Origin of the sequence: Sphingomonas silueang (genome assembly GCF_040049155.1) — a bacterium.
Lineage (GTDB): Bacteria > Pseudomonadota > Alphaproteobacteria > Sphingomonadales > Sphingomonadaceae > Sphingomonas > Sphingomonas silueang.
Map to the genome: position 1 here is coordinate 134,638 of NZ_JBDZDK010000001.1, position 26,887 is coordinate 161,524.

Annotated in this window: 20 protein-coding genes and 1 tRNA gene; 8 read left to right on the forward strand and 13 right to left on the reverse strand. The window is 69.9% G+C overall.

Annotation, left to right across the window (positions count from 1 at the left end; translation table 11 throughout):
• Window positions 1-6: 6 nt before the first annotated feature.
• Window positions 7-81: transfer RNA gene (locus tag ABLE43_RS00590), tRNA-Thr, on the reverse strand.
• A 113-nt stretch (window positions 82-194) separates the two neighbouring features.
• On the opposite strand from ABLE43_RS00590, the gene ABLE43_RS00595 reads away from it, so the two are divergent.
• From ABLE43_RS00595 to ABLE43_RS00625, 7 genes are all read left to right on the forward strand, one after another.
• Window positions 195-323 carry a hypothetical protein gene (locus ABLE43_RS00595; RefSeq protein WP_348976524.1) on the forward strand — a complete coding sequence of 43 codons (129 nt, stop codon included), beginning with the start codon at window positions 195-197 and terminating at the stop codon, window positions 321-323.
• 75 nt (window positions 324-398) lie between these two features.
• Window positions 399-1,367, forward strand: coding sequence for a glycoside hydrolase family 5 protein (locus ABLE43_RS00600; protein ID WP_348976525.1), 969 nt, complete (start codon window positions 399-401; stop codon window positions 1,365-1,367).
• Window positions 1,368-1,638: 271 nt separating this feature from the next.
• Complete coding sequence (locus ABLE43_RS00605) at window positions 1,639-2,346, forward strand: alpha/beta hydrolase (RefSeq protein ID WP_348976526.1); 708 nt, start codon at window positions 1,639-1,641, stop codon at window positions 2,344-2,346.
• On the forward strand, window positions 2,343-3,083 hold the full coding sequence (locus ABLE43_RS00610; protein ID WP_348976527.1) for a tetratricopeptide repeat protein: 741 nt from the start codon (window positions 2,343-2,345) through the stop codon (window positions 3,081-3,083). Before ABLE43_RS00605 ends, ABLE43_RS00610 begins: the two co-directional genes overlap by 4 nt.
• 55 nt (window positions 3,084-3,138) lie before the next feature.
• Window positions 3,139-3,561: a VOC family protein gene (locus ABLE43_RS00615; RefSeq protein WP_348976528.1), complete on the forward strand. Its 423-nt coding sequence runs from the start codon at window positions 3,139-3,141 to the stop codon at window positions 3,559-3,561.
• Window positions 3,561-4,286 (forward strand): hydroxyacylglutathione hydrolase, encoded by a 726-nt coding sequence (gloB, locus tag ABLE43_RS00620; protein ID WP_425475220.1) that lies wholly within the window; start codon window positions 3,561-3,563, stop codon window positions 4,284-4,286. The genes ABLE43_RS00615 and gloB overlap by 1 nt, the downstream gene beginning before the upstream one ends.
• 87 nt (window positions 4,287-4,373) lie before the next feature.
• Complete coding sequence (locus ABLE43_RS00625; RefSeq protein ID WP_348976530.1) at window positions 4,374-4,772, forward strand: hypothetical protein; 399 nt, start codon at window positions 4,374-4,376, stop codon at window positions 4,770-4,772.
• A gap of 175 nt (window positions 4,773-4,947) precedes the next feature.
• Here ABLE43_RS00625 and hslU read toward each other — a convergent pair whose 3' ends face one another.
• The 5 genes from hslU to ABLE43_RS00650 all read right to left on the reverse strand — a co-directional run bounded on the left by hslU (window position 4,948) and on the right by ABLE43_RS00650 (window position 9,716).
• Window positions 4,948-6,243 carry an ATP-dependent protease ATPase subunit HslU gene (gene hslU, locus ABLE43_RS00630; protein ID WP_348976531.1) on the reverse strand — a complete coding sequence of 432 codons (1,296 nt, stop codon included), beginning with the start codon at window positions 6,241-6,243 and terminating at the stop codon, window positions 4,948-4,950.
• Window positions 6,244-6,254: 11 nt separating this feature from the next.
• The gene (hslV, locus tag ABLE43_RS00635) at window positions 6,255-6,806 is read right to left on the reverse strand and encodes an ATP-dependent protease subunit HslV (RefSeq protein WP_055787203.1); all 552 of its coding nucleotides are present in this window, start codon (window positions 6,804-6,806) and stop codon (window positions 6,255-6,257) included.
• A gap of 175 nt (window positions 6,807-6,981) precedes the next feature.
• Window positions 6,982-7,389: a holin family protein gene (locus tag ABLE43_RS00640; protein WP_348976532.1), complete on the reverse strand. Its 408-nt coding sequence runs from the start codon at window positions 7,387-7,389 to the stop codon at window positions 6,982-6,984.
• Between the two features lie 43 nt (window positions 7,390-7,432).
• On the reverse strand, window positions 7,433-7,972 hold the full coding sequence (locus ABLE43_RS00645) for a glycoside hydrolase family 108 protein (RefSeq protein WP_348976533.1): 540 nt from the start codon (window positions 7,970-7,972) through the stop codon (window positions 7,433-7,435).
• Between the two features lie 148 nt (window positions 7,973-8,120).
• Window positions 8,121-9,716 carry an alpha-N-arabinofuranosidase gene (locus ABLE43_RS00650; protein ID WP_348976534.1) on the reverse strand — a complete coding sequence of 532 codons (1,596 nt, stop codon included), beginning with the start codon at window positions 9,714-9,716 and terminating at the stop codon, window positions 8,121-8,123.
• 147 nt (window positions 9,717-9,863) lie between these two features.
• On the opposite strand from ABLE43_RS00650, the gene era reads away from it, so the two are divergent.
• Window positions 9,864-10,769, forward strand: a complete 906-nt coding sequence (era, locus tag ABLE43_RS00655) for a GTPase Era (protein WP_348976799.1) — start codon at window positions 9,864-9,866, stop codon at window positions 10,767-10,769.
• A gap of 165 nt (window positions 10,770-10,934) precedes the next feature.
• On the opposite strand, the gene ABLE43_RS00660 is transcribed toward era, so the two are convergent.
• The 7 genes from ABLE43_RS00660 to ABLE43_RS00690 form a co-directional block, all read right to left on the reverse strand.
• Window positions 10,935-12,044, reverse strand: a complete 1,110-nt coding sequence (locus ABLE43_RS00660; RefSeq protein ID WP_348976535.1) for a winged helix-turn-helix domain-containing protein — start codon at window positions 12,042-12,044, stop codon at window positions 10,935-10,937.
• 197 nt (window positions 12,045-12,241) lie between these two features.
• Window positions 12,242-14,158 carry an alpha-L-fucosidase gene (locus ABLE43_RS00665; RefSeq protein WP_348976536.1) on the reverse strand — a complete coding sequence of 639 codons (1,917 nt, stop codon included), beginning with the start codon at window positions 14,156-14,158 and terminating at the stop codon, window positions 12,242-12,244.
• Window positions 14,155-16,482: a hypothetical protein gene (locus tag ABLE43_RS00670; protein ID WP_348976537.1), complete on the reverse strand. Its 2,328-nt coding sequence runs from the start codon at window positions 16,480-16,482 to the stop codon at window positions 14,155-14,157. Before ABLE43_RS00670 ends, ABLE43_RS00665 begins: the two co-directional genes overlap by 4 nt.
• A complete protein-coding gene (locus tag ABLE43_RS00675; protein ID WP_348976538.1) occupies window positions 16,479-18,767 on the reverse strand; it encodes a GH92 family glycosyl hydrolase in 2,289 nt (762 codons plus the stop codon). Before ABLE43_RS00675 ends, ABLE43_RS00670 begins: the two co-directional genes overlap by 4 nt.
• Entirely contained in the window at window positions 18,764-21,346 is a 2,583-nt protein-coding gene (locus tag ABLE43_RS00680) for a glycoside hydrolase family 3 C-terminal domain-containing protein (RefSeq protein ID WP_348976539.1), read from the reverse strand. The genes ABLE43_RS00675 and ABLE43_RS00680 overlap by 4 nt, the downstream gene beginning before the upstream one ends.
• Window positions 21,343-23,967, reverse strand: a complete 2,625-nt coding sequence (locus ABLE43_RS00685) for a beta-mannosidase (protein WP_348976540.1) — start codon at window positions 23,965-23,967, stop codon at window positions 21,343-21,345. Before ABLE43_RS00685 ends, ABLE43_RS00680 begins: the two co-directional genes overlap by 4 nt.
• A 130-nt stretch (window positions 23,968-24,097) precedes the next feature.
• Window positions 24,098-26,824 carry a TonB-dependent receptor gene (locus ABLE43_RS00690; RefSeq protein WP_348976541.1) on the reverse strand — a complete coding sequence of 909 codons (2,727 nt, stop codon included), beginning with the start codon at window positions 26,822-26,824 and terminating at the stop codon, window positions 24,098-24,100.
• Between the last annotated feature and the right edge of the window lie 63 nt (window positions 26,825-26,887).

The window sequence follows — 26,887 nt, forward strand, 5'->3', positions numbered from 1 at the left end:
AGAAAATGGTGCTGCCGGTGAGGATTGAACTCACGACCTCAGCCTTACCAAGGATGCGCTCTACCACTGAGCTACGGCAGCACTGCAAGCCGGAGAGGAACCCCCCGGCTGCGGGAGGGGCCTATGTGCAGGCATTGGCGGGGAAGTCAAGCGCGGCGTTGCCCGCGGCCCCAAGAAAAGCATAGAAAGCGCCGATGGACGATGATGAACGCAAGGCGCGGCTGGCGCAGGCGCTGCGCCAGAACCTCCGCCGCCGCAAGGCGCAGGCCCGCGGCGAGGATGCGCCGCCGGTTTCGCCCGAACCGCACCGGGCGGGCGAATGACGGTGCTCGCCCATTGACAGCGTGGGACCGAGGCGACACCCCTGCGCCCCGTTCGGTTTCCCAAGGGAGTGTGCGATGCGTCGCTGGTGGCTGCTGCTGGTCGTGATGGTGCTGGGGCAGGGGGCATGCGCGCACAACGGTGCCCCCGCGGGCACGCCGGTGGCGCTGCACGGCCGGCTGGCGGTGAAGGGCAACCGCGTGGTCGATGCGAAGGGCAAGCCCTATGCGGTGCACGGCATGTCGCTGTTCTGGAGCCAGTGGCAGCCGCGCTACTACGATCCGGCGACCGTCGCATGGCTGGTGCGCGACTGGAAGGTCGATGCGGTGCGCGCGGCGATCGGTGCCGAGCCGGGCGGATACGATACCCAGCCCGATGCGGAGACGGCGCGCGCGATCGCGGTGATCGACGCGGCGATCGCACAGGGCATCTATGTCGTGGTCGACTGGCACGCGCACCAGCCGCGCGCCGATAATGCGGTCAAGTTCTTCACCACCATCGCCACGCGCTATCGCGGCGTGCCGAACCTGATCTACGAGACGTACAACGAACCGCTGCCCGACCAGTCGTGGGCGGGGGTGCTGAAACCCTATCATGTCAAGGTGATCGGGGCGATCCGGGCGATCGATCCGAACGCCTTCGTGGTGGCGGGCACGCGCAGCTGGTCGCAGGACGTGGACGAGGCGGCGGCCGATCCGCTGCCCTTCGCCAACGTCGCATATACGCTGCATTTCTATGCCGCGACCCACAAGGCGGAGCTGCGCGCAAAGGCGGATGCGGCGCTGAAGCGCGGTGCGGCGCTGTTCGTCACCGAATATGGCACCACCGCCGCCAACGGCGACGCGCCGATCGACGCGGCGGAGACGCGGACATGGTGGGCGTGGTGCGCCCGCAACGGCGTCAGCTATCTCAACTGGTCGGTCGCCAACAAGGCGGAGGCGTCGGCGATCCTGAAGCCGCAGGTGCAGGCGATCGAGGGCTGGAGCGAGGACGACCTGACCGAGTCGGGCAAGCTGGTGCGGGGGCATCTGCGGTCGTTGCGGTAATGAGGTTTTCACGCGAAGGCGCGGAGACGCGGAGGTAGAAAGGTTTTTCGCGCAGAGGCGCAGAGGCGCAGAGGCGCAGGGGACGCAGAGGTGTTGCGTTCGCGGCGCAGCCGCTCTTTCGTCTCAAGAATGCACAGAGCCGCTATCGTGGCGGAGGAACCTTCTCCGCGCCCTCTGCGCCTCTGCGCGAAAAATCCTTCCTCGCGGCCTTCGCGCCTTCGCGTGAATCCGAATCCTTCCTGCCCGGCGCGCACCGTGGCATGGGGCACCCATGACCGACTCCCGCCCGCTCGCCTATCGCCATACCCCCGGTACCGGACCCACCATCGTTTTCCTGCCCGGCTACGCCTCCGACATGACCGGCACCAAGGCGCTGGCGATGGAGGCCTGGGCCAAGGCGCGGGGCCGGGCGTTCCTGCGCTTCGACTATGCCGGGTGCGGCGACAGCCCCGGCGATTTCGAGGAACAGACGTTGGCCGGGTGGCGCGACGATGCGCTGGCGATGATCGACTTGTGCGTAGAGGGGCCGGTGGTGCTCGTCGGATCGTCGATGGGCGGATGGATCGCGCTGCTGGCGGCTCGCGCCCGGCCCGAGCGGATCGCGGGGCTGGTCGGCATCGCGCCTGCGCCCGACTTCACCGACTGGGGCTTTACCCAGGCGGAGAAGATGACGCTGTTGACGCAGGGGCGGCTGGAGCGGCCCTCGCCCTATGCGCCCGAGCCGACCGTGTTCACCCGCGGCTTCTGGGCATCGGGCGAGGCGAACCGGCTGATGCACGGCCCGGTGCCGATCGACGTGCCGGTGCGGCTGGTGCAGGGGCAGCGCGACGCCGACGTGCCGTGGGAGCGCACCGTCCACCTCGCGTCGCTGCTGCGTTCAGCGCAGGTGCAGACATGGCTGGTCAAGGACGGGGACCACCGCCTGTCGCGCGATCAGGATATCGCCCTGATCCTGCGCGCCATCGAGGACGTGCTTTGACCCCGTTGCTGCTGTCGCTCGCCCTGCAAGCCGCCGGTCCCCCGGCCCCGACCCCGGAAGCGCGCTACGACCAGTGCGTCGATGCCGCGACGGGCGATCCGGCGGCGGGCGAGCGGATCGCCGGGCAATGGCGGCTGGCGGGCGGCGGGTTCCTCGCGCGGCAGTGCCTCGGCATGAGCTATGCCACGCGCGGGCGCTGGGCGGCGGCGGCGGATGCGTTCGAGCAGGCCGCCCGCGAGGCGGAGGTGGCGAAGGATGCCCGCGCCGCCAATTACTGGGCGCAGGCGGGCAATGCCCGGCTGGCCGAGGGCAATCTGACCGCGGCGGCAGGGGCGCTCGACGCGGCGCTGGCGGGGGCGACGCTCACCGGGCTGGCGCGCGGCGAGGTGCAGCTCGACCGGGCGCGGGTGCGGGTGGCGGCGAACGATCTGGCGGGCGCGCGCGGCGACATCGACCGCGCGCTGAAGGACGCGCCCGCCGATCCGCTGGCATGGCTGTTGTCGGCCACGCTCGCCCGGCGGATGAACGACCTGCCCCGCGCGCGCACCGACATCGCCGAGGCGCTGCGCCGCTCCGCCGACGATCCCTCGGTACAGCTCGAGGCAGGCAATATCGCGGGCCTCTCGGGCGATATGGCGGGGGCGCGTGCGGCGTTCGAGGCGGTCGGACGGCTCAGCCCCGGCAGCCCGCAGGCACAGGCGGCGGAAACCGCGCTCGCCACGCTGCCCACGGGGTGAGTTGCGGCGGGCCGCGCCCGACCCGATATGGCGCGCAACCGTTGGGAGCCGTGCCATGACCACCCGTTATCTCCACACCATGATCCGCGTCACCGATCCGGACGCGACCATCGCCTTCTTCCGCCTGCTGGGGCTGGAGGAGGTGCGCCGCATGGACAGCGAGAAGGGGCGCTTTACCCTGATCTTCCTCGCCGCGCCGGGGCAGGAGGGCGTTGCCGAGGTCGAGCTGACCCATAACTGGGACCCGGAGGACTATGCGGGCGGGCGCAATTTCGGGCATCTCGCCTTCCGCGTCGACGACATCTACGCTACCTGCCGGGCGCTGGCGGATGCGGGGGTGACGATCAACCGCCCGCCGCGCGACGGGCACATGGCGTTCGTGAAGACGCCCGACGGCATCTCGATCGAGCTGTTGCAGGCCGGATCGCTGCCGCCCGCCGAACCCTGGGCCTCGATGCCGAACACGGGGACGTGGTGATGGAGATCGTGCGGGTACCGGTGCTCGCCGACAATTATGCGTGGCTGCTGCACGATCCGCATAGCGGCGAGACGGTGGCGATCGATCCGGGCGAGGCACAGCCGCTGCTCGATGCGGCGGCGGCGCGGGGCTGGACGATCACCGGCATCTGGAACACGCACTGGCATCCGGACCATAGCGGCGGCAATGCGGTGCTGAAGGCGGCGACGGGTGCCTGCGTCACCGGGCCGGAGGCGGAGTGCGCGAAGATCGCCGACCTCGATAACGGTGTCGGCGAAGGCGCGATGGTGCACGTCGGGGATGCGACCGCACAGGTGTGGGAGGTGCCGGGGCATACCGCCGGGCACATCGCGTTCCACTTCGCGGACGAGGGCGTGATCTTCACCGGCGACACGCTGTTCGCCATGGGCTGCGGGCGGCTGTTCGAGGGCACGGCGGCGGAGATGTTCGCCAACATGCGCCGTTATGCCGGACTGCCCGACGACACGCGGGTCTGTTGCGGGCACGAATATACGCTGTCGAACGCCCGCTATGCCGCCCATGCCGAGCCGGACAATACCGCCATCGCCGAGCGGCTGGCAGCGGTGGCGGCGATGCGCGAGCGTGGCGAGGCGACGGTGCCGACGACGATCGGCGCGGAGCGGGCGACCAATCCGTTCCTGCGCGCGGCCACGGCAGACGAACTGGCGCGGCACCGTTCGGCCAAGGATGCGTTTAGAGGCTGATCCACTTGCGTGGAGGGGGCCGGTACCGCCCTGATCCGGGGGTGCCGGATCAGGCTCTGGACGACAGTCACTTGTGGGAGAGGCGACATGAAGCGACTGGCATGGACGGCGGCGGCGTTGATGGTCGGGGCATGCGCCACCCCGCAGCAACAGGCGCAGAGCGAGGCGCGGCGCGACCGCGAACTGGCGAAGGTACTGGCCGGGCGGACGGCAGGGGAGCCGCAGAACTGCATCCCCATCGGCTTCATCGACGGGCCGCAGGTGGTGGGCGATTCGCTCATCTATCGCCAGAACGGCAGGCGGCTGTGGCGGACGCAGGTGCGCGACCGCTGCCCGTTCCTGCGCGACGACCAGATCGTGGTGTCGATCCTGTACGGCACGCAGGTGTGCCGCAACGACCGGTTCCGGCTGATCGACCGGGGGTCGCGGATTCCGTCGGGCGACTGCACCTTCGGGGAGTTCGTGCCGTACGACAAGGCGGGGTGAGGAGCGCCGCCCGTTCGGTTCGAGCCGCGCCTTCCGTTCGGTTGGAGCTTGTCGAGAACGGGGTTCCGCCGGGCGGCGCGTTCTCGACGGGCGCTTCTCGACTGCGCTCGAAGCTGCTCGAACCGAACGGGGGTAAGTCGTCCGTTCGGTTCGAGCTTGTCGAGAACCCGCCCGGTTACAGCACGTACCGGCTCAGATCCGTATTCCGCGCGATCCCGGCCAGCTGCCGCTCGACATAGGCGGCGTCGATCGTCACCGCATGCCCCTTGCGGTCCTCGGCGTCGAAGCTGACTTCCTCCAGCAGCTTCTCCATCACCGTCTGCAACCGCCTCGCGCCGATGTTCTCGACCTCGGCGTTCACCTCCGCGGCGATGCGGGCGACGGCGGCGATGCCGTCGTCGGTGAAGGACACCTCCACCCCCTCGGTGCCGAGCAGCGCGCGATATTGCGCGGGCAGCGACGCCTTGGTGTCGGACAGGATCGCGATGAAATCGGCCTCGCTCAGCCCCTTCAGCTCGACCCGGATGGGGAGACGCCCCTGCAACTCCGGCAGCAGGTCGCTGGGCTTGGCGACATGGAACGCGCCGGAGGCGATGAAGAGGACATGGTCGGTCTTCATCGGGCCGTATTTGGTGGCGACGGTCGTCCCCTCGATCAGCGGCAGCAGGTCGCGCTGCACGCCCTCGCGGCTGACCGAACCGCCGCGCACGTCGCTGACCGCGATCTTGTCGATCTCGTCGAGGAAGACGATGCCGTTCGATTCGGCGTCGGCCAGCGCGGCGCGGCTGACCTCGTCCTGGTCGAGGCGCTTGTCGGCTTCCTCCTCGACCAGCTTGTCCCATGCCGCGCGGACGGTCAGCTTGCGGCGCTTCTGCTGGCCGCCGCCGAACGCCTTGCCCATCATCGCCGACAGGTCGATCATCTGCGGCGCGGCACCGGGGATGTCGAACGGCATCTGCGGCGCGGCATCGAGTTCGATCTCGACCTCCTTGTCGTCCATGTGCCCGTCGCGGAAGCGCTGGCGGAACGCCTCGCGCGTCGCCTCGCTCGCGCCCTTGCCGGTCAGCGCGTCGAGCAGGCGGGCCATCGCCGCTTCCTCGGCCTTGTCCTTGACCGCGCTGCGGCGACGTTCGCGCTCCAGCCGGATCGCCTCTTCCACCAGGTCGCGGGCGATCTGCTCGACGTCGCGGCCGACATAGCCGACCTCGGTGAACTTGGTCGCCTCCACCTTCACGAACGGCGCGTCGGCGAGGCGGGCGAGGCGACGGCTGATCTCGGTCTTGCCGCAACCGGTGGGGCCGATCATCAGGATGTTCTTCGGGGACACCTCGTCGCGCAGGTCGGGCGCGAGCTGCTGGCGGCGCCAGCGGTTGCGCAGCGCCACCGCGACCGCGCGCTTGGCGTCCTGCTGGCCGATGATATGCGCGTCCAATGCGGCGACGATCGCCTTGGGGGTGAGCTGTTCGTTCATGGGGGGTCCGGTCAGTTCGCGCTGTCGAGCGCTTCGAGGGTGACGCGATCGTTGGTGTAGACGCACAGTTCGGCGGCGATGGCCAGGGCCTTGCGCGCGACCTTTTCCGCATCGCCTTCATAATCGGACAGCGCGCGGGCGGCGGCCAATGCGAAATTGCCGCCCGAACCGATCGCGGCGATGCCGCCCTCGGGCTCCAGCACGTCGCCGTTGCCGGTGACGACCAGCGTCACGTCCTTGTCGGCGACGATCAGCATCGCTTCGAGGTTGCGCAGGAACTTGTCGGTGCGCCAGTCCTTGGCAAGCTCGACGGCGGCGCGCAGCAGCTGGCCCTGATGCCGCTCCAGCTTGGCCTCGAGCCGCTCGAACAGGGTGAAGGCGTCGGCGGTGGCCCCGGCGAAGCCGGCGATGACCTTGCCGTCCCCCAGCGGGCGGACCTTGCGCGCATTGGGTTTCATGACCGTCTGCCCGGCCGAAACCTGCCCATCCCCCGCGATCACCACGCGACCGCCGCGACGCACGGATACAATCGTGGTGCCGTGCCACACCGTCTCTTTGCTCATGGGCGCGGATATGGGGTGGGGGTTTCGCGGTGCAAGCTCCTCTCCGGCACGGGGAGGGGGACCAGCCGCAGGCTGGTGGAGGGGGGTGCCCGCATACGCCGCCGTTGCGTATGGGGAAGCCCCCCTCCACCATCGCCTTCGGCGACGGTCCCCCTCCCCGCGGAGCGGGGAGGAGCTATTTCTCCACGCCCCTGGCCTTCCCCCATGCCCGCGCCGCCGTGTAGCCGAGATAGCCGGTGCCGAAGAGCGCGTAGAGTTCCTCCGGGATGCCGCGCAGATAGGCGGTCATGCCCTTCGCGATCGCCTCGGCGAGGTTGGGCTGGATCGCCGAGAGCAGTCCCATCGGGATCGCCCACAGCAGCAGCGCATACATGACATAGAGGAACCCCGGCCTTGCGCGCGAGGTCCATGGGTCGGCGGACTGCGCCTCCGCGACGATCGCCGCGAGTTGTGCACGGGTGGCGTCCAGTTCGGCGGTCGATTCGAGGCGGAGCAGTTCGAGCTTGGCGGCATCGCGTGCCTTGGGGTCGGGGATCAGCCTGTCGAGCAGCCCCGCGATCGGGGCGATGAGGTTGGCGAGCATCTGGGTGGTTCCCTTCTGGCAAGTTGGCGAAGGTTGCGCGGAATCAGGCGACGCGCTGCGCCAGCCAGCCGTAGAGAAACGCCTCGTTCGCCGGGCGCGTCTCGGCGAGGCGCAGGTAGCGCTCGCCCTGCAAGGCGTTGATCGCCTTGATCAAAACCGCCTCCGCCGCCGGGCCGCGCGTGGCGAGCAGCGCGTCGAGCGCCGCCAGCGTCTGCGCGCCGATGTTGGCGTCGACGGCGAGGTCGGCCCAGTCGCGCTGCTGGCGGTTGAGCGCGTTGAGCACCCGCTGGAGAAAGCCGATGGCCACGCCCGGCCCCATGTTGACGCCGGTGTCGAACAGTTCGGCCGCGAGCAGCGGTGCGCGCGCGGCGACGAAATCGAAGCGCGGACGCTCCCAGTAGAGGCGGCGGTAGATGCGCACCGCCTCGGCGCGGGGAAGCTGGCGGATCGCGCCGGTGTATCCCTCGGCGCGAGCGACGGCCTGCGTGATGCCGTAGCGGGTGGGGCCGCCGCGATCGGCGGGATGGTCGACATAGCCGCCTTCGCGGTCGATCACGTCGTCGATGAGCTGGTCGATGTCCATTTCGTCCTCCTGTTGTGCGGAGAACGTAACCAGAACGGTTCGCTGTAGGAAAGTGGGCGCAACCTTGGATCGTGATACGGACCCGTTGCCGCAATCGTCGTACCCCCGCGCAGGCGGGGGTACGAGCGAAGTTATGCCGATGCGCCGATCAGCGCAGGTCGAGCATCACCACCGACCTGGGCGGGAGCGTCACGGTCAGCGTGCCGCCCTGTACCTGTGCGCCGGTGAACGCGACCGGGGTCACGGTGTTCGGTGCGTCGAAGCTGTTGTGCGCGGTGATCGTCGGCGCGGTCAGCACGCGGCCGGTGACGCTGGTGCCGGTCAGGCCGGTCAGCGCCGCCTGCACCGTGGTCGGCCGGTTGGGATCGGCGTTGCTCATCGCGACATGGACGATGCCGTCCTTGCCCCGCACCGCCGATGCCGACACCGCCGGGATCGACCAGCGGTCGCGCGAATAATAGGGGCTGTCGACGGTGATCGGCAGCACCGTGCCGTCCATGAACGGCTTGTACATCTCGAACACGTGATAGGTCGGGGTCAGGACCATCTTCGGCCCGTCGGTCAGGATCATCGCCTGCAGCACGTTCACCATCTGGGCGATGGCGGTCATCTTCACGCGATCGGCATGCTTGGCGAAGATGTCGAGGTTGATCGCGGCGACCAGCGCATCGCGCATCGTGTTCTGCTGGCGCAGGAAGCCCGGATGCGTACCGGGATCCTGCGCGTACCACGTGCCCCATTCGTCCACCGCCAGCCACACGCGCTTCTGCGGATCATATTTGTCCATCATCGCGGAATGCTTGCTGACCAGCTCGTCCATCTTCCACGTCAGCGCCAGCGTTTCCGCCCATGCCGATTCGTCGAACACCGTCGGCGAGGCGCGCGGGCTCCAGCCGCCGGGCACCGTGTAATAATGCAGCGAGACGGCATCGATCTGGCCGATCGCCTCGCGCATCATCACCTCGGTCCAGTTATAGTCGTCGTTGTTCGCGCCCGATGCGATCTTGAGGATGCGGCTGCCGCGCGGCGATTTGATGAAGGTCGCGAAGCGGCGCGTCTCGTCCGCCGCATATTCGGGGCGCATGTTGCCGCCGCAGCCCCACAGTTCGTTGCCGATGCCGAAATAGGGCACCTTCCACGGGGCCTTGCGCCCGTTCCGCGCACGCTCGTCGGCGAGGGTGCCCGCCTCCTGCGTCATATATTCGACCCACTCGGCCATTTCGCGGGGACTGCCGTTGCCGACGTTGCCCGAGATATAGGCTTCGGCGCCGACCTGTTCGGTCAGGTCCATGAATTCGTGCGTGCCCACCGCATTGTCCTCGGTCACGCCGCCCCAGTGGGTGTTGATCTTGACCGGGCGCTTGGCCTTCGGCCCGATCCCCTCGCGCCAGTGATATTCGTCCGCGAAGCAGCCGCCGGGCCAGCGGATCACCGGCACGCCCAGCCGCTTCAGCGCCGCGACCACGTCGTTGCGGAAGCCGCGGGTGTTGGGGATCGAGCGGTCGTTGCCGACCCACAGCCCGCCGTAGATGCCGTTGCCGAGATGCTCGGCGAACTGGGTGAAGATGCGCCGGTCGTAGGTCGGCCCGGCCTGATCGCCGCGGATCGTGACCCTGGCCGGTTCGCCCGGCTGCGGTGCGGGCGGCGTCTGGGCGGATGCGCTGGCGGCGGCGAGCAGCCCCGCCGTACCGAGGAACAGGGTGCGGCCAAGACGGCGCGCAAGGCTGGGTCGGGCGGTAGGCATGGGACTCCCCTGATTGTTTTACTTGTCTGACTAATGGATAGCCGATGCCCCCCGGCGGGGCAAGCGGGGATCGCAGGGGGTCGCACTTTGCGTACCGACCGGGCGCAGCGTATAGGGTGGCGTTTTCCCCCTGTCCGAAAGCGAGTCCTGCCTTTGTCCCCTTCCCAGTCGTGCGGCCTTGTCGCGGTCCTCGGTGCGCCCAATGCGGGCAAGTCGACGCTGGTCAATGCACTGGTCGGGCAGAAGGTGGCGATCACCAGCCCGAAGGCGCAGACGACGCGCACCCGGCTGATGGGCATCGCGATCGAGGGGGATACGCAACTGCTGCTGGTCGATACGCCGGGCATCTTCGAGCCGAAGCGGCGGCTCGACCGGGCGATGGTGTCGGCGGCGTGGGAGGGCACGCAGGGCGCGGACGCGATCGCGGTGGTGGTCGACGGCAAGGGCGGCATCGGGCCGAAGGTGCGCGCGATCGTCGAGCCGCTGGCCGCCCGCAAGGAGCCGAAGCTGCTGATCCTGAACAAGATCGACATCGCCGACAAGCCGCGGCTGCTGGACCATGCCGCGCGGCTGCACGAGATGGCGGCGTTCGAGGAGACGTTCTTCGTCAGCGCCACGACCGGCGACGGACTGCCGCAGATGAAGGTGGCGCTGGCGAAGCGCATGCCCGAGGGGCCGTGGCACTTCCCCGAGGACCAGGTGAGCGACGCGACCGACCGGATGCTGGCGGCGGAAGTGACGCGCGAGCAGCTGTACCACCAGCTGCACGAGGAACTGCCGTACGCGAGCGCGATCGACACCGAACGCTATCTCGAGCGCGAGGACGGATCGGTCGAGATCCACCAGCAGATCTATGTCGCGCGCGAGACGCAGCGTGCGATCGTGCTGGGCAAGGGCGGGCAGCGGATCAAGGAGATCGGGGCCACCGCGCGCAAGGAATTGCAGGAGCTGCTGGGGGTGCGGGTGCACCTGTACCTGCATGTGAAGGTCAAGCCCAACTGGGAAGAGGACCGGTCGGTCTATCGCGACATCGGGCTCGACTGGGTGGAGTGAGGTCGGCCCGAGCCCGATCGGGTGACTTGATTGTTCGTCATTCCCGCGCAGGCGGGAATCCATAGCCGCTGACGCTGCTGCCGGAATCACGATGGTGGCGTGTATGGACTCCCGCCTTCGCGGGAGTGACGAAGGGCGGACAGGGTTGGCGTGACCCGGGGGCGGCTACCGCCGCCGCTCGCGCAGCAGCACCATCGCGGCGATGCAGCCGGTGAACAGCGCGCCTTCCAGCGCGGCGGTGGCGATGCGGGTGACGGGACCGAAGCCACTCTCGCCGAACCATAGCCCCAGCGTGTCGATCCGCAGGCGCGAGGCGGGAAAGGCCGTCGCCAGCGCCGACAGGCTGCCGCCGAGCAGCCGCCCGCCGAGCAGGACGATGATCGCGCCGGTGAGGCCGCCGATCGCGGCGGCGGCGGCGATGCCGGTCTGCGGGCGGTCGCGCTCCGCCAGCGCGCGTGCCGTCAGCAGGCCCGCGCCGGTCGCGGCCCCCAGCGCCAGCCCCTCGGGCGCGCCGGTGATGGGGCCGGGGCCGTGGCCGAACAGCAGCGCGAACAGATCGCCGCCGATCAGCTTGACGATCGCGCCGGTGACGCACCCGCCCGCAGCACCGCCTGCGATCAGGGCGGCGGGTGCGGCGGCGCGCCGCGTCGCTAGCGCCATGCCGATCCCGACCCCGCCCGCGCCGAGCGTCGCGAGGATGAGCGTGACGGTGAGCAGCACCAGCACCACCGCGCTCGCCCCGGTCCCCGGCAGCAGCGGCTGCGCGGCCCCGGCGAAGCCATAGGTCAGGCCGCCGATCAGCCCGGCGAGCGCGCCCCCCGCAGTCGTGGCGAGCGCGGTTTCCCACCAGAGCGCGCCCTCGTTCGTATCGGGCGCGGTCGAGATACCATCGGCAGCGCCGGTCGCCCGTCCCTCGACTTTGCTCGGGACGAACGGGGGGATGGTAGGGATAGCATCGGGCTGCGCGGCATCGACCCGCTCGACCGGCGCGATGAAGCGATAGCCGTGGCGCGGCACCGTCTCGATATAGTGCGGGGCCTGTGCGGTATCGCCGAGCGTCCGGCGCAGGGTGCGGATGCACTGGGTCAGCGCCTCGTCGGTGACGGGGATGCCGTGCCACACCGTTTCCATGAACCGGTCCTTCGACACCAGCCGCCCGGCCTGACCCGCCAGCAGGATCAGCGCGTCGAGATAGCGGGCGTTGAGCTCCACCGCCGCCCCCCCGGCGCGGAGCGTCCGCTCGTGCGGATCGAGCGTGAAGCGACCGAAGCGCATGGGGCCGGGTTCCATGCGCGCGCTTGTCGGGGATCGCGGGCGGGTTGGCAAGGGTGGGGGGGGCGACACTCGGCCCGTTCTTGTCGGGCGCAGTCGAGACACGGTGCGCGGCGTTCGCGGCACGTCCCTCGACTTCGCTCGGGACGAACGGGGGAGGGGGGCGGTATCGCTTCCCCCACCCCCGCGTGGACCAGCCCCTACCGGAACGCGCCGATCTCCGCGACGGCGATCGCGGGCGCGGGGACGGCGGGTTCGGGGAAGGCGAAGCGCAGGTAACGTGCCGCGCGCGGGGCGGGGAAGGGCAGGCGCTGCGTCGCGCGGGCGTAGTTGATGTTCTGGAACTCGCCCGTGCCGCCCGGCGTCCATGTTCGCCTGTCGAGGCTCGTCTCGACCGTATAGCGCATCGGCGGTGCCGCCTGTGGATCGACATGGCGGGTGGGGGTGAGGGTGAAGCCCTTGACCGTTTCGCTCTTCCCCATGTCGATGGTGAGCGACGCGGGCGCGGGGCTGACCCATGCGGTGCGCGGGGACGCATCGAGCAGCGCCTCACCCCCGGGGGCACTGGCGGCGGCGACCTTCCAGCCGGTGCGATCGACGATGCTCGGATCGTCGTTGCGCGCCGGGGGCAGCGTGGCAGGGGCCACCGAGCGGAACAGCGCGAATTCGCGCAGCGCCGGGCCTGCCTCCGCCGCGACGGTGCGGAAGCGGACGCGGCGCGGGGCGATGGGCGCAGGCAGCCGGATCAGGCGCTGCGGGCCGACCATGTCCTTCTCTGCGACCGTCCGCCACACGTCGCCGCCGTCGGACACGTCGATCGCGAAGCGGGTGACGCGCAGGCCCAGCGGCAGCCATTCCTGCAACCGGATCGTATCGAAGCTGCGCCCCGGCGGCAGATCGAGCGTCAGCGTCGCGTCGCGCGCCTCGGGCGGGGCGAGCCAGAAGGTATCGAGCCGCCCGTCGTTGACGTTCTTCGCCGACGCACCGAACCAGTCGGCGCTGGCGGTCGCCACCGCGCCCGCCGCCAGATCGGTCGCGAAGGTCGCGCGGATCGCATCGCCGAACGCGGTCAGGCTGGCGACGTCGCGGTCGGCGATGCGCCCGCGCCGATCGGGCGGCAGGTTCAGGTGGAAGGTCGTGCCGTGCCCGACCGACTGGTCGTACATCTCCATGATCTTCTGCGGCGTCTTGACCTGCGCATCCTCGTCGGCGTGGTAGAACCAGCCGGGCCGGATCGAGACGTTGGTCTCGGCGGGCCACCACAGGGGCGCGCCGCGCACGCCGGTATTGCCCTCGGCCTGGTCATAGGGCTTGTTCGGCATCGTCGGCCAGCACGGGTCGGCGGCATGGCCGTCCTCGTTGCCGACCCAGCGGATGTCGGCGCCCAGCGGATCGAAGGTGCAGGCGTCGGGCTGGAGGTCGTGCACCAGCTTCACGATCGACGGCCAGTCGTAATAGGCGGGCGCATCGATCCGCCGCGTCTCGCGCGCGCCGCCGTAATAGCCGTCGCCGCCGTTCGCGCCGTCGAACCACACCTCGAACAGCTCGCCGTAGCGGGTGCACAGCTCGGTCAGCTGCGCGCGGTAATAGGTGATGTAGCCGGGCGTGCCGTAGTCGGCGCGGTTGCGATCCCATGGGCTGAGGTACACGCCGAAGGCGATGCCGCCGCGCCGGCACGCCGCCGCCAGTTCGCCGACGATATCGCCCTTGCCGCCCTTGTAGGGCGAATTGCGGATGCAATGCTCGGTCAGCAGCGTCGGCCACAGGCAGAAGCCGTCATGATGCTTGGCGGTCAGGATCAGGCCGGTCAGCGCCCCGGCCTTCGCCGCCGCGACGATCTGGTCGGGGTCGAAGTCGGTGGGGTCGAAAAGGGCCGGATCCTCGTCGCCATAGCCCCATTCCTTGTCGGTGAAGGTGTTGATCGAGAAATGGACGAAGCCGTACTGGCGGCGGTCGTGCCACTTCCGCTGGCGATCCGACGGGGTCGCCCCCCATGCGGGCGGCAGCACGCGGTGGCCGCCACCCCCGGCGGCGACCACCGGGGCCATGCGCGGCGCACAGGCGGCGGCTCCGGCGATCAGGCTGCTGCCCATCAGCATGCGGCGATTGAGGATCATGGGACTGCTCCGGTAAGCGGTTCGGGGATAAGCCAGGTCTGCGCGATCTGATGCCCGCGCCCGCCGCCGCCGATACCGGGCGGACGGTGCCATTCGAGCGTCAGCGTGCCGTCGGCGGTGAGCGCCTGCGGGATCGCGGTTTCCACCGTCTCGCGCTCGCCGGTGCGCGCGCGATAGGGGTGGAGTTCCACCCCGTCGCCGGTCAGCCGCATCGGCAGCGCATAGCCCTCACCCGCCCAGCGCGCGATCAGGCGGTAGCGGCGGTTCGGCTCGAGGGCGGTGTAGCGCAGGCGGACCGGCGTTTCGTACAGCCCCTCGGCATAGCTGAGGTCGGCCATGCGCCAGCCTTCGTTCGGCGTATGATCGGCCACGCCGTCGATCGCGCTCTCCAGCGATTGCGGGTCGGCGGCGAAGCCTGCCCCGCGCACCAGATGCGGTTCGGCGGCGGGATCGCCGAGATCGTCGTACAGCGCCATGTCGCGGGTGCGCCACGGATCGCCGATCCCGGCGAGGCGGCGGGCGGCGTCGGGCTGTGCCAGGGCGGCGGCGATGTCGGCCTCCACCGCGACCCGGTCGTTCAGGTCGATGTCGGCGCGGTCGAGGTTCGCGCCGCGTTCCCAATGGGACGCGCCGTGGCGGGGGACCGACAGCTGCATCCGCGCGCGCCGCCACAGCCGGTCGGCGATGGCGGTCAGTTCGGCGCGCAGCGGCGCGACGATCGCCGGTTCGGGCCGGGCATAGGCGAAGCGCGCGGCGGCGGCGGCAGGCTCGGCTCCGGTGGCAGGGGCCTGGCGCAGCGTCCAGCGCGCCTCGCCTTCGCGCGCACGCGCGGCGATCAGGCGGTGGCGGACCAGCGCGTCATAGACGGCGCGGTAGCGGTAGAGATCGATCCGCCAGTCGGCCCAGCCTGCGGGGCGGATGCCCTCGACCAGCGTCAGCGTCGCGTCGATCCCGGCGTTGGCGGCGGGATCGCCGCGCCAGTCGGCCTCCAGCGCATCGGGCACGGCGGCGAACGCCGGATCGCCCACGAACATGCGGGCATAGTCGGCGGCGATGGCGTCGGCGGGCGTCGCCGGGTTCCAGCCGAGGCGGAACCACTGGGTCACGTTCCAGTCGTCGTTGACGCCCTCGCTATAGGTCACGAAGCCGCGCGTGCCCGGTGCGAGATAATCGAAGATGCGGGCGGTTGCGGCGGGTCGCGGGTTCACCGGCTCGCGCCCCTGCGTCAGCGCGAAGGCGGGGTGCCAGTCGGGGATGGGGAATTGCGCGTGCATCGTGTGCGCGGTGTCGGGATAGGTCTCGATGGGGTAGGCACCGGCGATGCGGGCGCGGTGGGCGGCGATGCTGTCGCGGGTCTGCGGGCCGACGAAGACGGCGGTGAGCCAATGGGGGCGCCTCGCCAGTTGCGCGTGGAAGGCGTCCAGCCCGGCGGCGTCGAACCCCTGGGTCGAGAGCAGCACCTCCGCCCTGGGAAAGCGCGCGCGCAGGGCGGCGGCGAGGCGTTCGACCATCGGAAAGAGCAGGTCGGGCGCGGTATGCCCCGGATCGCCGCCGGGGATGTAGAGCGCGTCGAGCGCGGGCAGCTTGGCTGCCAGCGCGGCGAAATCGGCGGCTTCGGCGTCGGTGCTGCCGGGCTTCGCATAGTCGCGCAGCAGCGGGTAGAAGAGTGCGACGTCGATGCCCAGCCGACGGGTCGCGGCGGCGACGGCGATCAGCGTCTCGGTCGGCGGCAGCGGCGACAGGGGCGAGGTGGCGGCATCGTCGGACACGGGAGCGACGAACTGGATGCGGTTGCCCCCCAGCAGCGCGAAGTCCTCGATCCGGCGCCTGAGCATGGGGACGGTCCATGCGTCGTAGCTGTTGTTCTTGGCGCGATAGCCGATCTGGGTGCCGCGCACCGCCATCGCGGGGGCTTGCGCGACATGGGTCGGGGCGGTGAGGGTCAGCCCGTCGAGATGCGCGAGCAGCCAGCCCGCCGCATAGACGCGCGCGCGGGTGGTCGCGGCGCGGATCGTGATCCGGTCGGCACGGGTGTCGATGGTAAAGGCTTCGGAGGCGAGGTTCGCGCGGGCGAAGCGGATCGTTACCCGCCTCACTCCGTCATTCCGGCGGAGGCCGGAATCCATTGTGTCGGGTGCTGGCGACTCCTGTGCCGACGTGGCCGTGTCCATGGATTCCGGCCTGCGCCGGAATGACGAGCAGGTGGCACCCCGCTCCCCCAGCCGCGTGCGCAGCAGGTCCGCCGCCGGGTCCTGGCCGGTCACGCACGCCGCGCCAAGCGGCACCGTGACCGACGCGGCGGCAAGGAGCAGCGCGGCGATCACCGGCCCGGTCGATCCCCGGGCGCGCGGCCGAACGCCTTGTTCGGGGTCGCGGCCATCTCGAACGCCAGCGTGCCGCCTTTGACAAGATCGGCGTGCGCGATCCAGCTTCTGGTCCACGGGCGTCCGTTCCACGTGACGCGCCGGACATAGGGGCGGTCGGGCGCGTTGCCGCGTGCCTCGACCACCAGCCGCTTGCCCTGCCCGACCTGCACCACCGCGCGGTCGAACAACGGGCTGCCGAGTACATAGGTCGCGCTGACCGGATCGACCGGATAGAAGCCCAGCGCCGAAAGCAGATACCATGCGCTCATCTGCCCGCAGTCGTCGTTGCCGATGATGCCGTCGGGGCGGTCGTGGTACATTTCGGTCAGGAGCCGGCGGACCATCGCCTGCGTCTTCCACGGCGCGCCGCAGTAGGCATACAGGTATGCGACGTGATGGCTCGGTTCGTTGCCGTGCGCGTACTGGCCGACCAGCCCGGAGATGTCGGGCGGGGCGTCGGCGGGCAGTTCGGACGAGGCGCTGAACAGGCCGTCGAGCTTCGCCTCGAACGCGGCATCGCCGCCCATCGCCGCGATCAGCCCCGGAATGTCGTGCTGGTTGAGGAAGGTCGCCTGCCAGCCGTTGCTCTCGGTGAAATCGCGCCACTTCTTCGAGTGGCCGAGCGCATTGGGGACATAGGGTTCGGCCCATTGCCCGTTCGCCAGCCGCCCGCGCGCGAAGCCGATCCGCGCGTCGAACACGTTGCGCCAGTTGCCCGAGCGTTTGCGCAGCCGCGCCGCCCCCGCCGCATCGCCCGCCGCATCGGCGATGTGCGCGCCCGCATAATCGTCATAGGCGAATTCGAGCGTCTTCGACACGCTCTCGAAGATGCGGTCGGCGGGCGCATAGCCGAGTTCGTCATAGGCCTGCACCCCGATGCTGTTGTCGAGGTTGGGGGTCGACCAGTCGAACGCGCGTTTCTTCACCCCGGCCCAGGCGGCGGCATAGTCGCCGGGCACGCCCTTGGCGCGCGCCTCCGCGAGGACGGGGACGGCGTGCCAGCCGATCATCGTGCCGGTCTCCACGCCCTGCAGCGGCCAGACCGGCGGGCCGAACGGGCTCTGCTGCGTCTGGCGGATCAGGTCGCCGACCATCCGCCGGGTCAGTTCGGGGCGGATCAGCGTCTGCAAGGGATGGAAGGCGCGATAGGTGTCCCACAGCGAATAGGCGCTGTACGCCGCCTCGCCCTGTGGCACGCGATGCACCTGCCGGTCGAGCCCGACATAGCGCCCGTCGACATCCGAGAAGAGGGTCGGGCCGATCGAGGCGTGGTAGAGCGCGGAGGCGGCGACGGTGCGCTGTTGCGGCGTGCCGCCCTCGAAGCGCATCCGATCGAGTTCCTTCGCCCATGCCGTGGTCGCAGCGCGGACATAGCGATCGAAGTCCCAGTACCGCGCCTCAGCGGCGAGATTGGCCTTCGCCCCGGCGAGATCGACCGCCGAGATGCCGGTGCGGATCACGATCGGCGCTGCCCCGGCGTCCTTATAGTGGAGCACCGCCTTGACGCGCTTGCCCTTCACCCCGCCGTTCCCGGCGGGCGCGTCCCCGTCGCCGAAGAACTCGATCCGGTCGGGCTTGCGCGACAGCTGCATCGCGAAGAAGATCCGCCGCCCCTTGGCCCAGCGGAAGACGCGGCGGGTGCCGGTGATGCTGCCGTCCGGCTCCAGCGTCAGCGCGGCGTCGTCGATATAGGGCGACTGGTTCGGCCCCTCCATCACCAGATGCGACAGGTCGATCAGGATATGCGCGGGTCCGGCGGGGAAGCGGTGGCGCTGGATGCCGGTGCGCTCCGTCACGGTCAGTTCGGACCGCACCCCGCTTTCCAGCGTGACGGCGTAATAGCCCGGTTCGGCGACATCGTCGCGGAACCGCTGGCGATATCCCTTGTCGGGGTCGCCCAGCGGGCCGCCGTCGAGCAGCACCTGCCCGCGCGTCGGGACGACCAGCACGTCGAGCATGTCGCCGATGCCGGTGCCCGACAGGTGCGTGTGGCTGAACCCGAGGATCGAGCCGTCCCCTTGGTGATAGCCCGAACAGGTCGCCCAGCGCGCGGTGTCGGTATCGGGCGACAGTTGCACCATGCCGAACGGCATCGTCGCGCCCGGAAAGGTGTGGCCGTCGCCGCCGGTGCCGATGAACAGATCGGGCCGGTCGGGCGGGGTGATCGTCACCGCAGGCAATGCGCCTGCCACCGCCAGCCCCGCGCTGCCGCCGAGCAGGGTCCGCCGGGAGAGCATCGTCATTTGGGCAGCTCCTGCGTACCGGTGATGGTGAAGGCGATCTCCTGTCCCGGCGTGGTGCCCGGCTGGCCGCCGCCGAGGAACAGGCGATAGGCGCCGGGGCGCACCGCGCGGGTGCCGTCGAGCGCGACGGTGCTGAGCAGCCGCGGATCGAGGGTGAAGGTCACGGTCTTCGCCTCGCCCGGTTTCAGCGCGACGCGCCGGAAGTCGACGAGGCTGTGGCGCAGCACCGGATCGTTCCACTGGCCGATGCGGTTGAGGCTGTCGGGCGCGATCAGATAGGCCTGTGCGACTTCCTCGCCCGCGCGGGTGCCGGTATTGGCGACGCGGGCGGTGACGGTGAGCGGCTGGCCCGCCGCGAGCGTCGCCGGTCCCTTCCCATCGGCATAGGCGTAGGTCGTGTAGCTCCGCCCCGCGCCGAAGCTCCACAGCGGCTGGCCGTCGAAATAGCGGTAGGTGCGCCCCTTCATATTGTAATCGACGAAGGCTGGCAGGTCGCCGGTCCTCGCATAGAAGGTGACGGGCAGGCGGCCCGAAGGGTTGGTCGTGCCGTCGAGCACGTCGGCGATGGCGGTGCCGCCGACCTCGCCCGGATACCAGCCGACCAGCACCGCATCGGCATGGTCCTTCGCCCATTGCATCGCGACCGCGCTGCCCGACAGCAGCACGACGATCAGCGGCTTGCCCGTCGCCTTCACCGCTTCGAGCAGGTGCTGCTGCGTGGCGGGCAGCGCGATGTCGGTGCGGTCGCCGCCCGAGAAGCCGGGGACTTCGAGGCGCAGCGCCTCGCCCTCCACGGCGGGGGAGAGGCCGACGAAGGCGACGACGGCATCGGCGCTGCGCGCGGCGGCGACGGCCTCAGCCCGTTGCGGATCGGCAGGCGCGATCCACGTCAGGCGGATGCTGTCGTCGGTCCCGGCATGCATCAGGTCGAGGCGGAAGGGCTTCGGGCCGGTGTCGGCGAAGTCGAGCGTCGCCTCCATCCGTTCGGACTTGTCGTCGTTCGCCGCGCCGGTGGCGGCAGCGGTACCGGTGGCGGCCAGCAGCTCGCGACCGCCCACCCACAGCCGTACCGCGTCACGCCCGCTGCATTTGTCCCAGCAGCGGTTGATGTCGATGCGCAGCGTGTAGCGCCCCGGCCCCGGCGGGGTCAGCATGCCGCTCCAGCGCACGCCGTAGCGATCGACCGGCAGCCCCGCGACCGGCGCCGTGCGCCGCCAGTTGAAGTCGATCGTGCGGTCGGTGCGCGTCGCTACCGGCGCACCGGCCATCGCGGGGTCGGCGAAAAATTCGGCCTTCAGCCCCGCCCCGAACGCGGTCTGCGGCACCGGCAGCGGCACGCCGTCGGCCAGCGTCGCCCCCTGCGCATAGGCAACGGCGAAGCGGTCCGACAGGCCCGCCAGCGGCGTCACCGGATCGGCGGCGGTGCCGTTGTAGTTCGCCTCCAGCACGTCGAGGCTGTCGGCATTGGGGCCGATCACCGCGATCCGGCTCCCACGCTTCAGCGGCAGGACGCCGTTGTTCTCCAGCAGCACGATCGACTTGCGCGCCGCCTCCAGCGCCAGCGCGCGGTTGGCCGGGGTGTGCAGCGCCGACGCGGGGATCGCGTCCCAGCGGCTCTTCGCGCCGAACGCATCGCCCAGCCGCTTGCGCGCCTCGAACGTACGGGTCAGCGCGCGGTCGATCACGGCCTGCGTGGTCAGGCCGCGTTCCAGTGCTTTCGGCAGCGCGGCATAGGCGCTGCCGCAGTTCACATCCATGCCCGCATTGATCGCGGCGGCGGACCCGGCGGCGTTGTCGGGGGCGTAGCGCTGGTAATGGGCGATATTGCCGATCGCGTCGCAGTCGGACACGACCAGCCCGGTGAACCCCCAGTCGCGCCGCACCCGCCCGTTCAGCAGCCAGTCGGCGGCGCACACCGGCACGCCGTGCACGCCGTTATAGGCGCACATCACCGACTGCGCCTTCCCCTCGGTAATCGCGCGGCGGAAGGCGGGGAGGTAGGTCGCCTCCATGTCATAGGGCGCGGTCTGCACGCTGAAGGCATCGCGCCCCGCCTCCGGCCCGCTGTGCGCGACGAGGTGCTTGGGGGTAGCGATGACGCGCGGTTGCAGCGGGTCCGGCCCCTGCAATCCCCGGACATAGCCGACCGCGAGTCTGCCGGTCAGCACCGGATCCTCGCCATAGGTTTCCATGCCCCGGCCCCAGCGCGGATCGCGGAAGATGTTGATGTTGGGCGACCAGATCGTCAGCCCCTCGTACCGGCGGCGCGCCTTGCCTGGCAGCGCATTGTACTTGGCGCGCGCCTCGGTCGATACCACGGTGCCGATCCGCTCCATCAGCGGCGCGTCCCAGGTGGCGGCGAGGCCGATCGCCTGCGGAAACACCGTCGCCACGCCGTTGCGGGCGAGCCCGTGCAGCGCCTCGTTCCAATAGTCGTAGGCGGGGAGCATGTCGCCCTGCGCGGGGGCGCTGCTTTGCAGTTGCGCGGCCTTTTCCGCCGGAGTCATCGCGGCGATGGTCGCGGCGATCTGCGGGTCCGGTTCGGCGGCTCCGGCCAAGAAGGCGAGGAACAGGCTCATTTCGCGGCCCCCAGCGTTTGCAGCCTGAGCGCGCGTTTCAGCGTCGCCGCCGACGCCTTGCTGTCGATCGTCACCGTCACGCTCTCACCGGGCAGCAGGTCGAGGAAATTGTCCGATGCCTGCGCATCGAGCGTGCCGAACCCGATCCACAGCGCGCGGGCGAGGCGTTTCGGCGTCAGGGTCAGTGCGGGCTTGCCGTCCACGCTCGACCAGCGCACCGCGATCTCCGGATCGGGCAGCGCCATCGTCTTTTCGGGCAGCGCCGACACGAGGCTGCGCGAGACGGTGCGCCCGTCGACCACCAGTTCGGCGACCGCCACGCTGCGCGTGCGGTCGGCGGCGGCGAACAGGTCGGCGTCGCTGAACGTCCCGACCTGCGTCGCGGTGAGCGGGGCGAGCGTCACCGCTTGCTCGCGCCGGGCCAGTTCGCGCCCGTCGACATCGATCGTCCTGAGCGTCCAGCGCGCCGCGACGGCCTGCGTCGCGTCGGAGATCAGCGAGACGGTGGTGACGCCGTTGTCCCTGCGCGCGGCGGCGATGGCGAGCGGCGCGAAGAACCGCCGCGCGGCATAGTGCAGCGCCTTCCACCGGCCGTAATAGTCGATGCTCGACCATGACGCGCCGGGCCACACGTCGTTCAGCTGCCAGTAGAGCGATCCGGTGGTGACGGGGCGACAGGCGCGGTGGTGCAGCGCGCCCAGCTGGATGCCGTCGGCCTGCATCACCTGGCTCAGATAGACGAAATCGGCGAAGTCGCGGGGTTCGCGGTAGCGCATGCGGATATAGTCGAGCAGGCGGCCCTGCCCCTCGCCCTTCAGGAACTTCTGGTGCGCCTTCATCACCGGGGATTCGATGGCATAGTCCCCTGGGCTGGCGAACTTAGCGATCGTCGCCATGACGGGCATCGCCTGCAGCCCATATTCCGACATGAAGCGCGGGCAGCTGTCGAGATAGGCGGTGGCGGGCTTCTTGCCGCCCCACACGTCCCAATAGTGCCGGTCGCCGTCGCCGTCCTGATCGGGCTTGCCCTCGTAGTTGCTGCTGGGGGAGCCGGGCCAATAGGGCACGTCGGCGTCGCGCCGCTCCGCCGCGTCGCGCAGCACCCGGTCGAACAGGATCGCCATGCCGACGCCGACGCGCTCCTGTTCGTCCGGGCCGACGCGCTTCTTGAAGGCGGTGCGGTCGCTCCACGTCTCCCAGCCCGACAGCACCTCGTTGTTGCCCGACCACAGCACGATCGAGGGGTGCGCCTGTACCCGGTCGACCTGTTCCTCCGCCTCGATCCGCACGGTCTCGCGGAAGTCACGGTCATAGGGCGTGACGGCGCCCCCGAACATGAAGTCGGACCACAGCATCAGCCCCAGGGCGTCGGCGGCATCGAAGAAGCTGTCGGGCAGGTACATGCCGCCGCCCCAGATGCGGATCATGTTCATGTTCGCCGCCTTCGCATCGGCGAGGATGGCGCGCATCCGTTCGTCGGTCACGCGCGGGCCGAAGCTGTCGAACGGGATCAGGTTCGCGCCCTTGGCGAACACGGGCAAGCCGTTGACCTTGAGCAGGAAGCCGCGCCCCTGCGCGTCCTTTTCGCGGACCAGTTCGACGGTGCGGATGCCGGTCGAGCGTTCGGCGCGGTCGATGCGTTCGCCGTCCAGCGTCACGTCGGCGGCGACGGTGTAGAGCGGCTGCGCGCCATATCCGGCGGGATACCAGAGTTGCGGGTCGGCCACGGTCAGCGGCACGGCGACGCGGTTCTCGCCGGGCACGACGGCCACGGTGCGGCTGGCGCGAACGGGCGTGCCGTCGGGGGCAGTGACGGTGGCGGCGACCTGTACCGTCGCGGCACGGTCGGCGACGATCACCACCTCGGCGGTCAGGCGCGCCTCGGCGGGCGTCACCGCTTCCTGCTGCACGCGCAGCGTCTCGATCCGGGCGTCGTCCCATGCATCGACACGCACCGCGCCGTTGGGGCCGATATTGAGGATGCGCGGACCCCAGTCCCAGCCGTAATGATACTTCGGCTTGCGGATATAGGGCGAGGTCTGCCGCCCCTCCGGCTCATCGCCCGCCGTCGAATCATATTCGCCGGGCAGCGGGTTGGCGATGTTCGCCACCACCGGCTTCAGCACGCCGAGCGGCGAGCGGAAGGCAATGCGAATCTCGTTCGCGCCGGGCTTCAGCAGCGGCTTTGCATCCGCGCGCCAGCGGCGATGGGCATTGTCGGCGGCCAGCAGCCTGGTGCCGTTGACAGATACCTCGGCAAAGGTGTCCAGCCCGTCGAACACGAGGTCGACATGGCCGCGCGCCAGCAGCCGGGGCGTGGCGGTGAGCTGCCCGCGATAGTCCCAGTCGCTGCGCCCGACCCATTGGATCGTCGCCTCGTTCAGGCCGACGAACGGATCGGGGGTCAGCTTCGCCGCGATCAGATCGGTCTGGACATAGCCGGGCACACGGGCGGGCAGCCAGCGCGCGGCCTTGGGATGGTCCTTCGCCGCGGCGTCGCCGGGGGCGAGGCGGAGCTGCCAGCCCTTGTCCAGCACCACCGTCTCGCGCGGGGCGGCAGAGAGGACGGCGGGCACGGTGGCGAGCAGCAGGGCGATGCCGCGAAGGCGCAGGTGGGACACGGCGGACACTCTCCGATCACCCGGCCCGATTCGACCGGCACGACGCGATGTAATATGAAAACGGCCCCGGCGTCGCCGGGGCCGCAGGGTTCCGGCAGCCCCGAAGGGCCGCCGGGACCGGACGCCCCGTTTACATGCGGAACGTGGCGTTGAGCGAGAACACGCGGCCGTTCTTGTACACCGAGGTCGGCGCGCTGGGCGTGCTGCTGTACTGGTAGTAGGTCTCGTCGAGCAGGTTCGAGGCCTGGGCGGTGATCGACACGCCTTCGGTCAGCGCATAGCTGATCTGCGCGTCGAGCTGGCGATAGGCGTCGGTATAGTCCTGCGACGACTGGCGGCCGAAGCGGTAGAAATACTTCGAGCGACGGTTGTAGCTGACCCGCGCCTGGAACGCGCCGTTCTCGTAATAGGGCGAGAGCTGGAGCGTGTGGCGCGACAGGTACGGCAGGCCGGTGGCCAGCGACGCCTCCGCATCGGCGAAGGTGTAGCTGCCCTGGAAGCCGAAGCCCCAGAACAGGCTGGTGTTGCCCGACAGCGAGAAGCCGGTGACCTGCGCGTTGCCGCCGTTGACCGGGCGGGCGATCGCATAGGTCGCGTTCTGGGCGAGGCGCACGTTGAACTGCGTCTCGTTGTTGGTCTGGCTGACGGTGTAGTTGCTGATGTCGCGGTAGAAGACTTCACCGGCGAGGAAGCTGGCGGGGGCGAAATACCATTCCGCCGACAGCCCGTAGTTGGTGGCTTCGTACGGCTTGAGGAACGGGTTGCCGCCGCTGCCGGTGAACTGGTCGTCGTTGAGCGAGAGCGAACCGGCGAGGTCGCTGTAGCGCTGGCGGGCCAGCACCTTCGCCGCCGAGGCGCGCAGCACCACGTCCTCGCCCGCCTGGTAGATCAGGTTGGCCGAGGGCAGCAGGCGGTTATAGTCGTTCTTGACCGGCGTGAAGGTGTAGGTCGGGAACAGCTGCCCCGAACGGTTGCTGGCGGTGTAGAACATCGCCTCGTCGGCGGTGTGGGCGAAGCGGACGCCCACGTTGCCGCGCAGCTTGCCCAGCTCGAAATTCGCCTGGACATAGGCCGCCGCGATCTTTTCGTTCACGCCGAAATATTCGTTGAACGAGAAGCCGCGGTCGATCTGCTTGTTGCCGTACTTCGCCAGTGTCGCGATGATGCCGTCGCGGTCGAGCGTGGCATAGGGCGCGCCGTTGCCGCTGACGCCGAGGCCGTTGTACAGCCCGGTCGGCAGGACGTAATAGGGCAGGTCCGCCATCGTGAAGTTCTGGTTGGTGAAGACGGCGTTGCTGTAGGTCGTCTGGCTGTTGTCATGATTGACGTAGCGGCCGCCGAACAGGATTTCCGTCACCGGGCCGAGGCTGACCGGGTGCTTGAAGTTCGCTTCGGCGAACACTTCCTTGTCGAGCGTGAAGCCCGACTTCAGCGGAACGCCGCCGATCTGGCGACCGAAGAACTGCACGCCGCCGTTGCGCGCCAGATCCTGCGCGCCGAGGTTCGCGCCGCCCGAGGCGGTGAAGTTGCTCAGCCACATCGTCGGGTCGCTGGCGGGCTTCGCCCAGTTGACGACGGTGTCGCGGCCGTTGGCCCCGGCGGTGAAGCCCTGCTGCGTGCGGAAGTCGAGCAGATATTCGGGGTCCTTGCCGCCCGACGCCTTGGTCGCGCCGACGTTGCCGGTGATCGTCCAGTCGCCCGGCGTCCAGTCGACCAGCAGCGTGACCGAGTCGTTCTTCAGGCGGGTACGGCGATAGTTGGTGTCGAGCTGGCCGGTCGCGCCGGTCTGGCCCGCGGGGATGCCGGTGAAGGTCGCCGAGGTGACGATGCCGTTCGACGACTGCGCCGACACCAGCCGCGAGCCCTCGAAGCCGTAGGTATAGGCCGAGTTCGACACGTTGTCGTAGTTGCCGCGGATGAACAGGCCGGTTGCGGTGACGGTCATGTTGTCGGTCGGCCGCGCTTGGATCGCGCCCGAGAAGCCGATGCGCTCGCGCTCCTGCTTGAAGAATTCGCGGGCGAGGAACGAGGCGAAGCGCGCGCTGCTGAAGGTGGCGCGTTCGGCGGCGGTCAGCGCGGTGATGTTCTTGCCGTTGATCGTCGCGGTGGTCGGCGCATTGGCGAGCAGCGCGTCGCCGGTGCGGTACCAGTAGACCGCCGACCCGGCGCGGCTGAGCTGTTCCTTGTCGTAGCTGACCGAGCCGAGGAAGCCGATCGTGTCGTCGTCGTTGTGCCAGCTGTAGAGCGCCGAGCCGCGGAAGCTGCCGCGCTTCGCCCGGTCGTTGTACTCGCCGCCCGCGGTCGCGGCGATCGTGCCCGACTTCAGGTCGAGCGGCTTGCGGGTGACGACGTCGACGCTGGCGCCGATCGCGCCTTCCTGCAACCGGGCTTCCGGCGTCTTGTAGACGACCGCCTGGCTGATGATCGTGGGCGAGAGCAGCGAATAGTTGAAGGTGCGGCTGGAGCGGTCCGACGGGTTGCCGCCCCAGTCGGCCGAGGCGACGGAGTGGCCGTCGACGGTCAGACGGTTCAGCGCAGGCTCGACGCCCGCGATCGAGAGCTGCTCGCCCTCGCCGAACTGGCGGTCGACGGTGACGCCGGGCAGACGGGCGAGCGAGTCGGCGACGTTCGCGTCGGGGAACTTGCCCACGTCCTCCGCCGAGATGACGTCGACGATCGAGCCTGCCTTGCGCTTGGTATCGATCGAGTCGGCGATCGACTTGCGGATGCCGGTGACGGTGATCGTGTCATCCTCTGCGGCGGGCACCGACGCGGGTGCCGCGTCCTGCGCGACCGCGGGCGAGGCGAGCGCGACGAGCGCCGTGGATGCAAGATATGCGAAACGCGAAAAAGCCATAGACCCGATCCCCTAAATGCTCGGGCGCGGGATGCGCCCCCCCGATATCGTCGCCGCGAACGG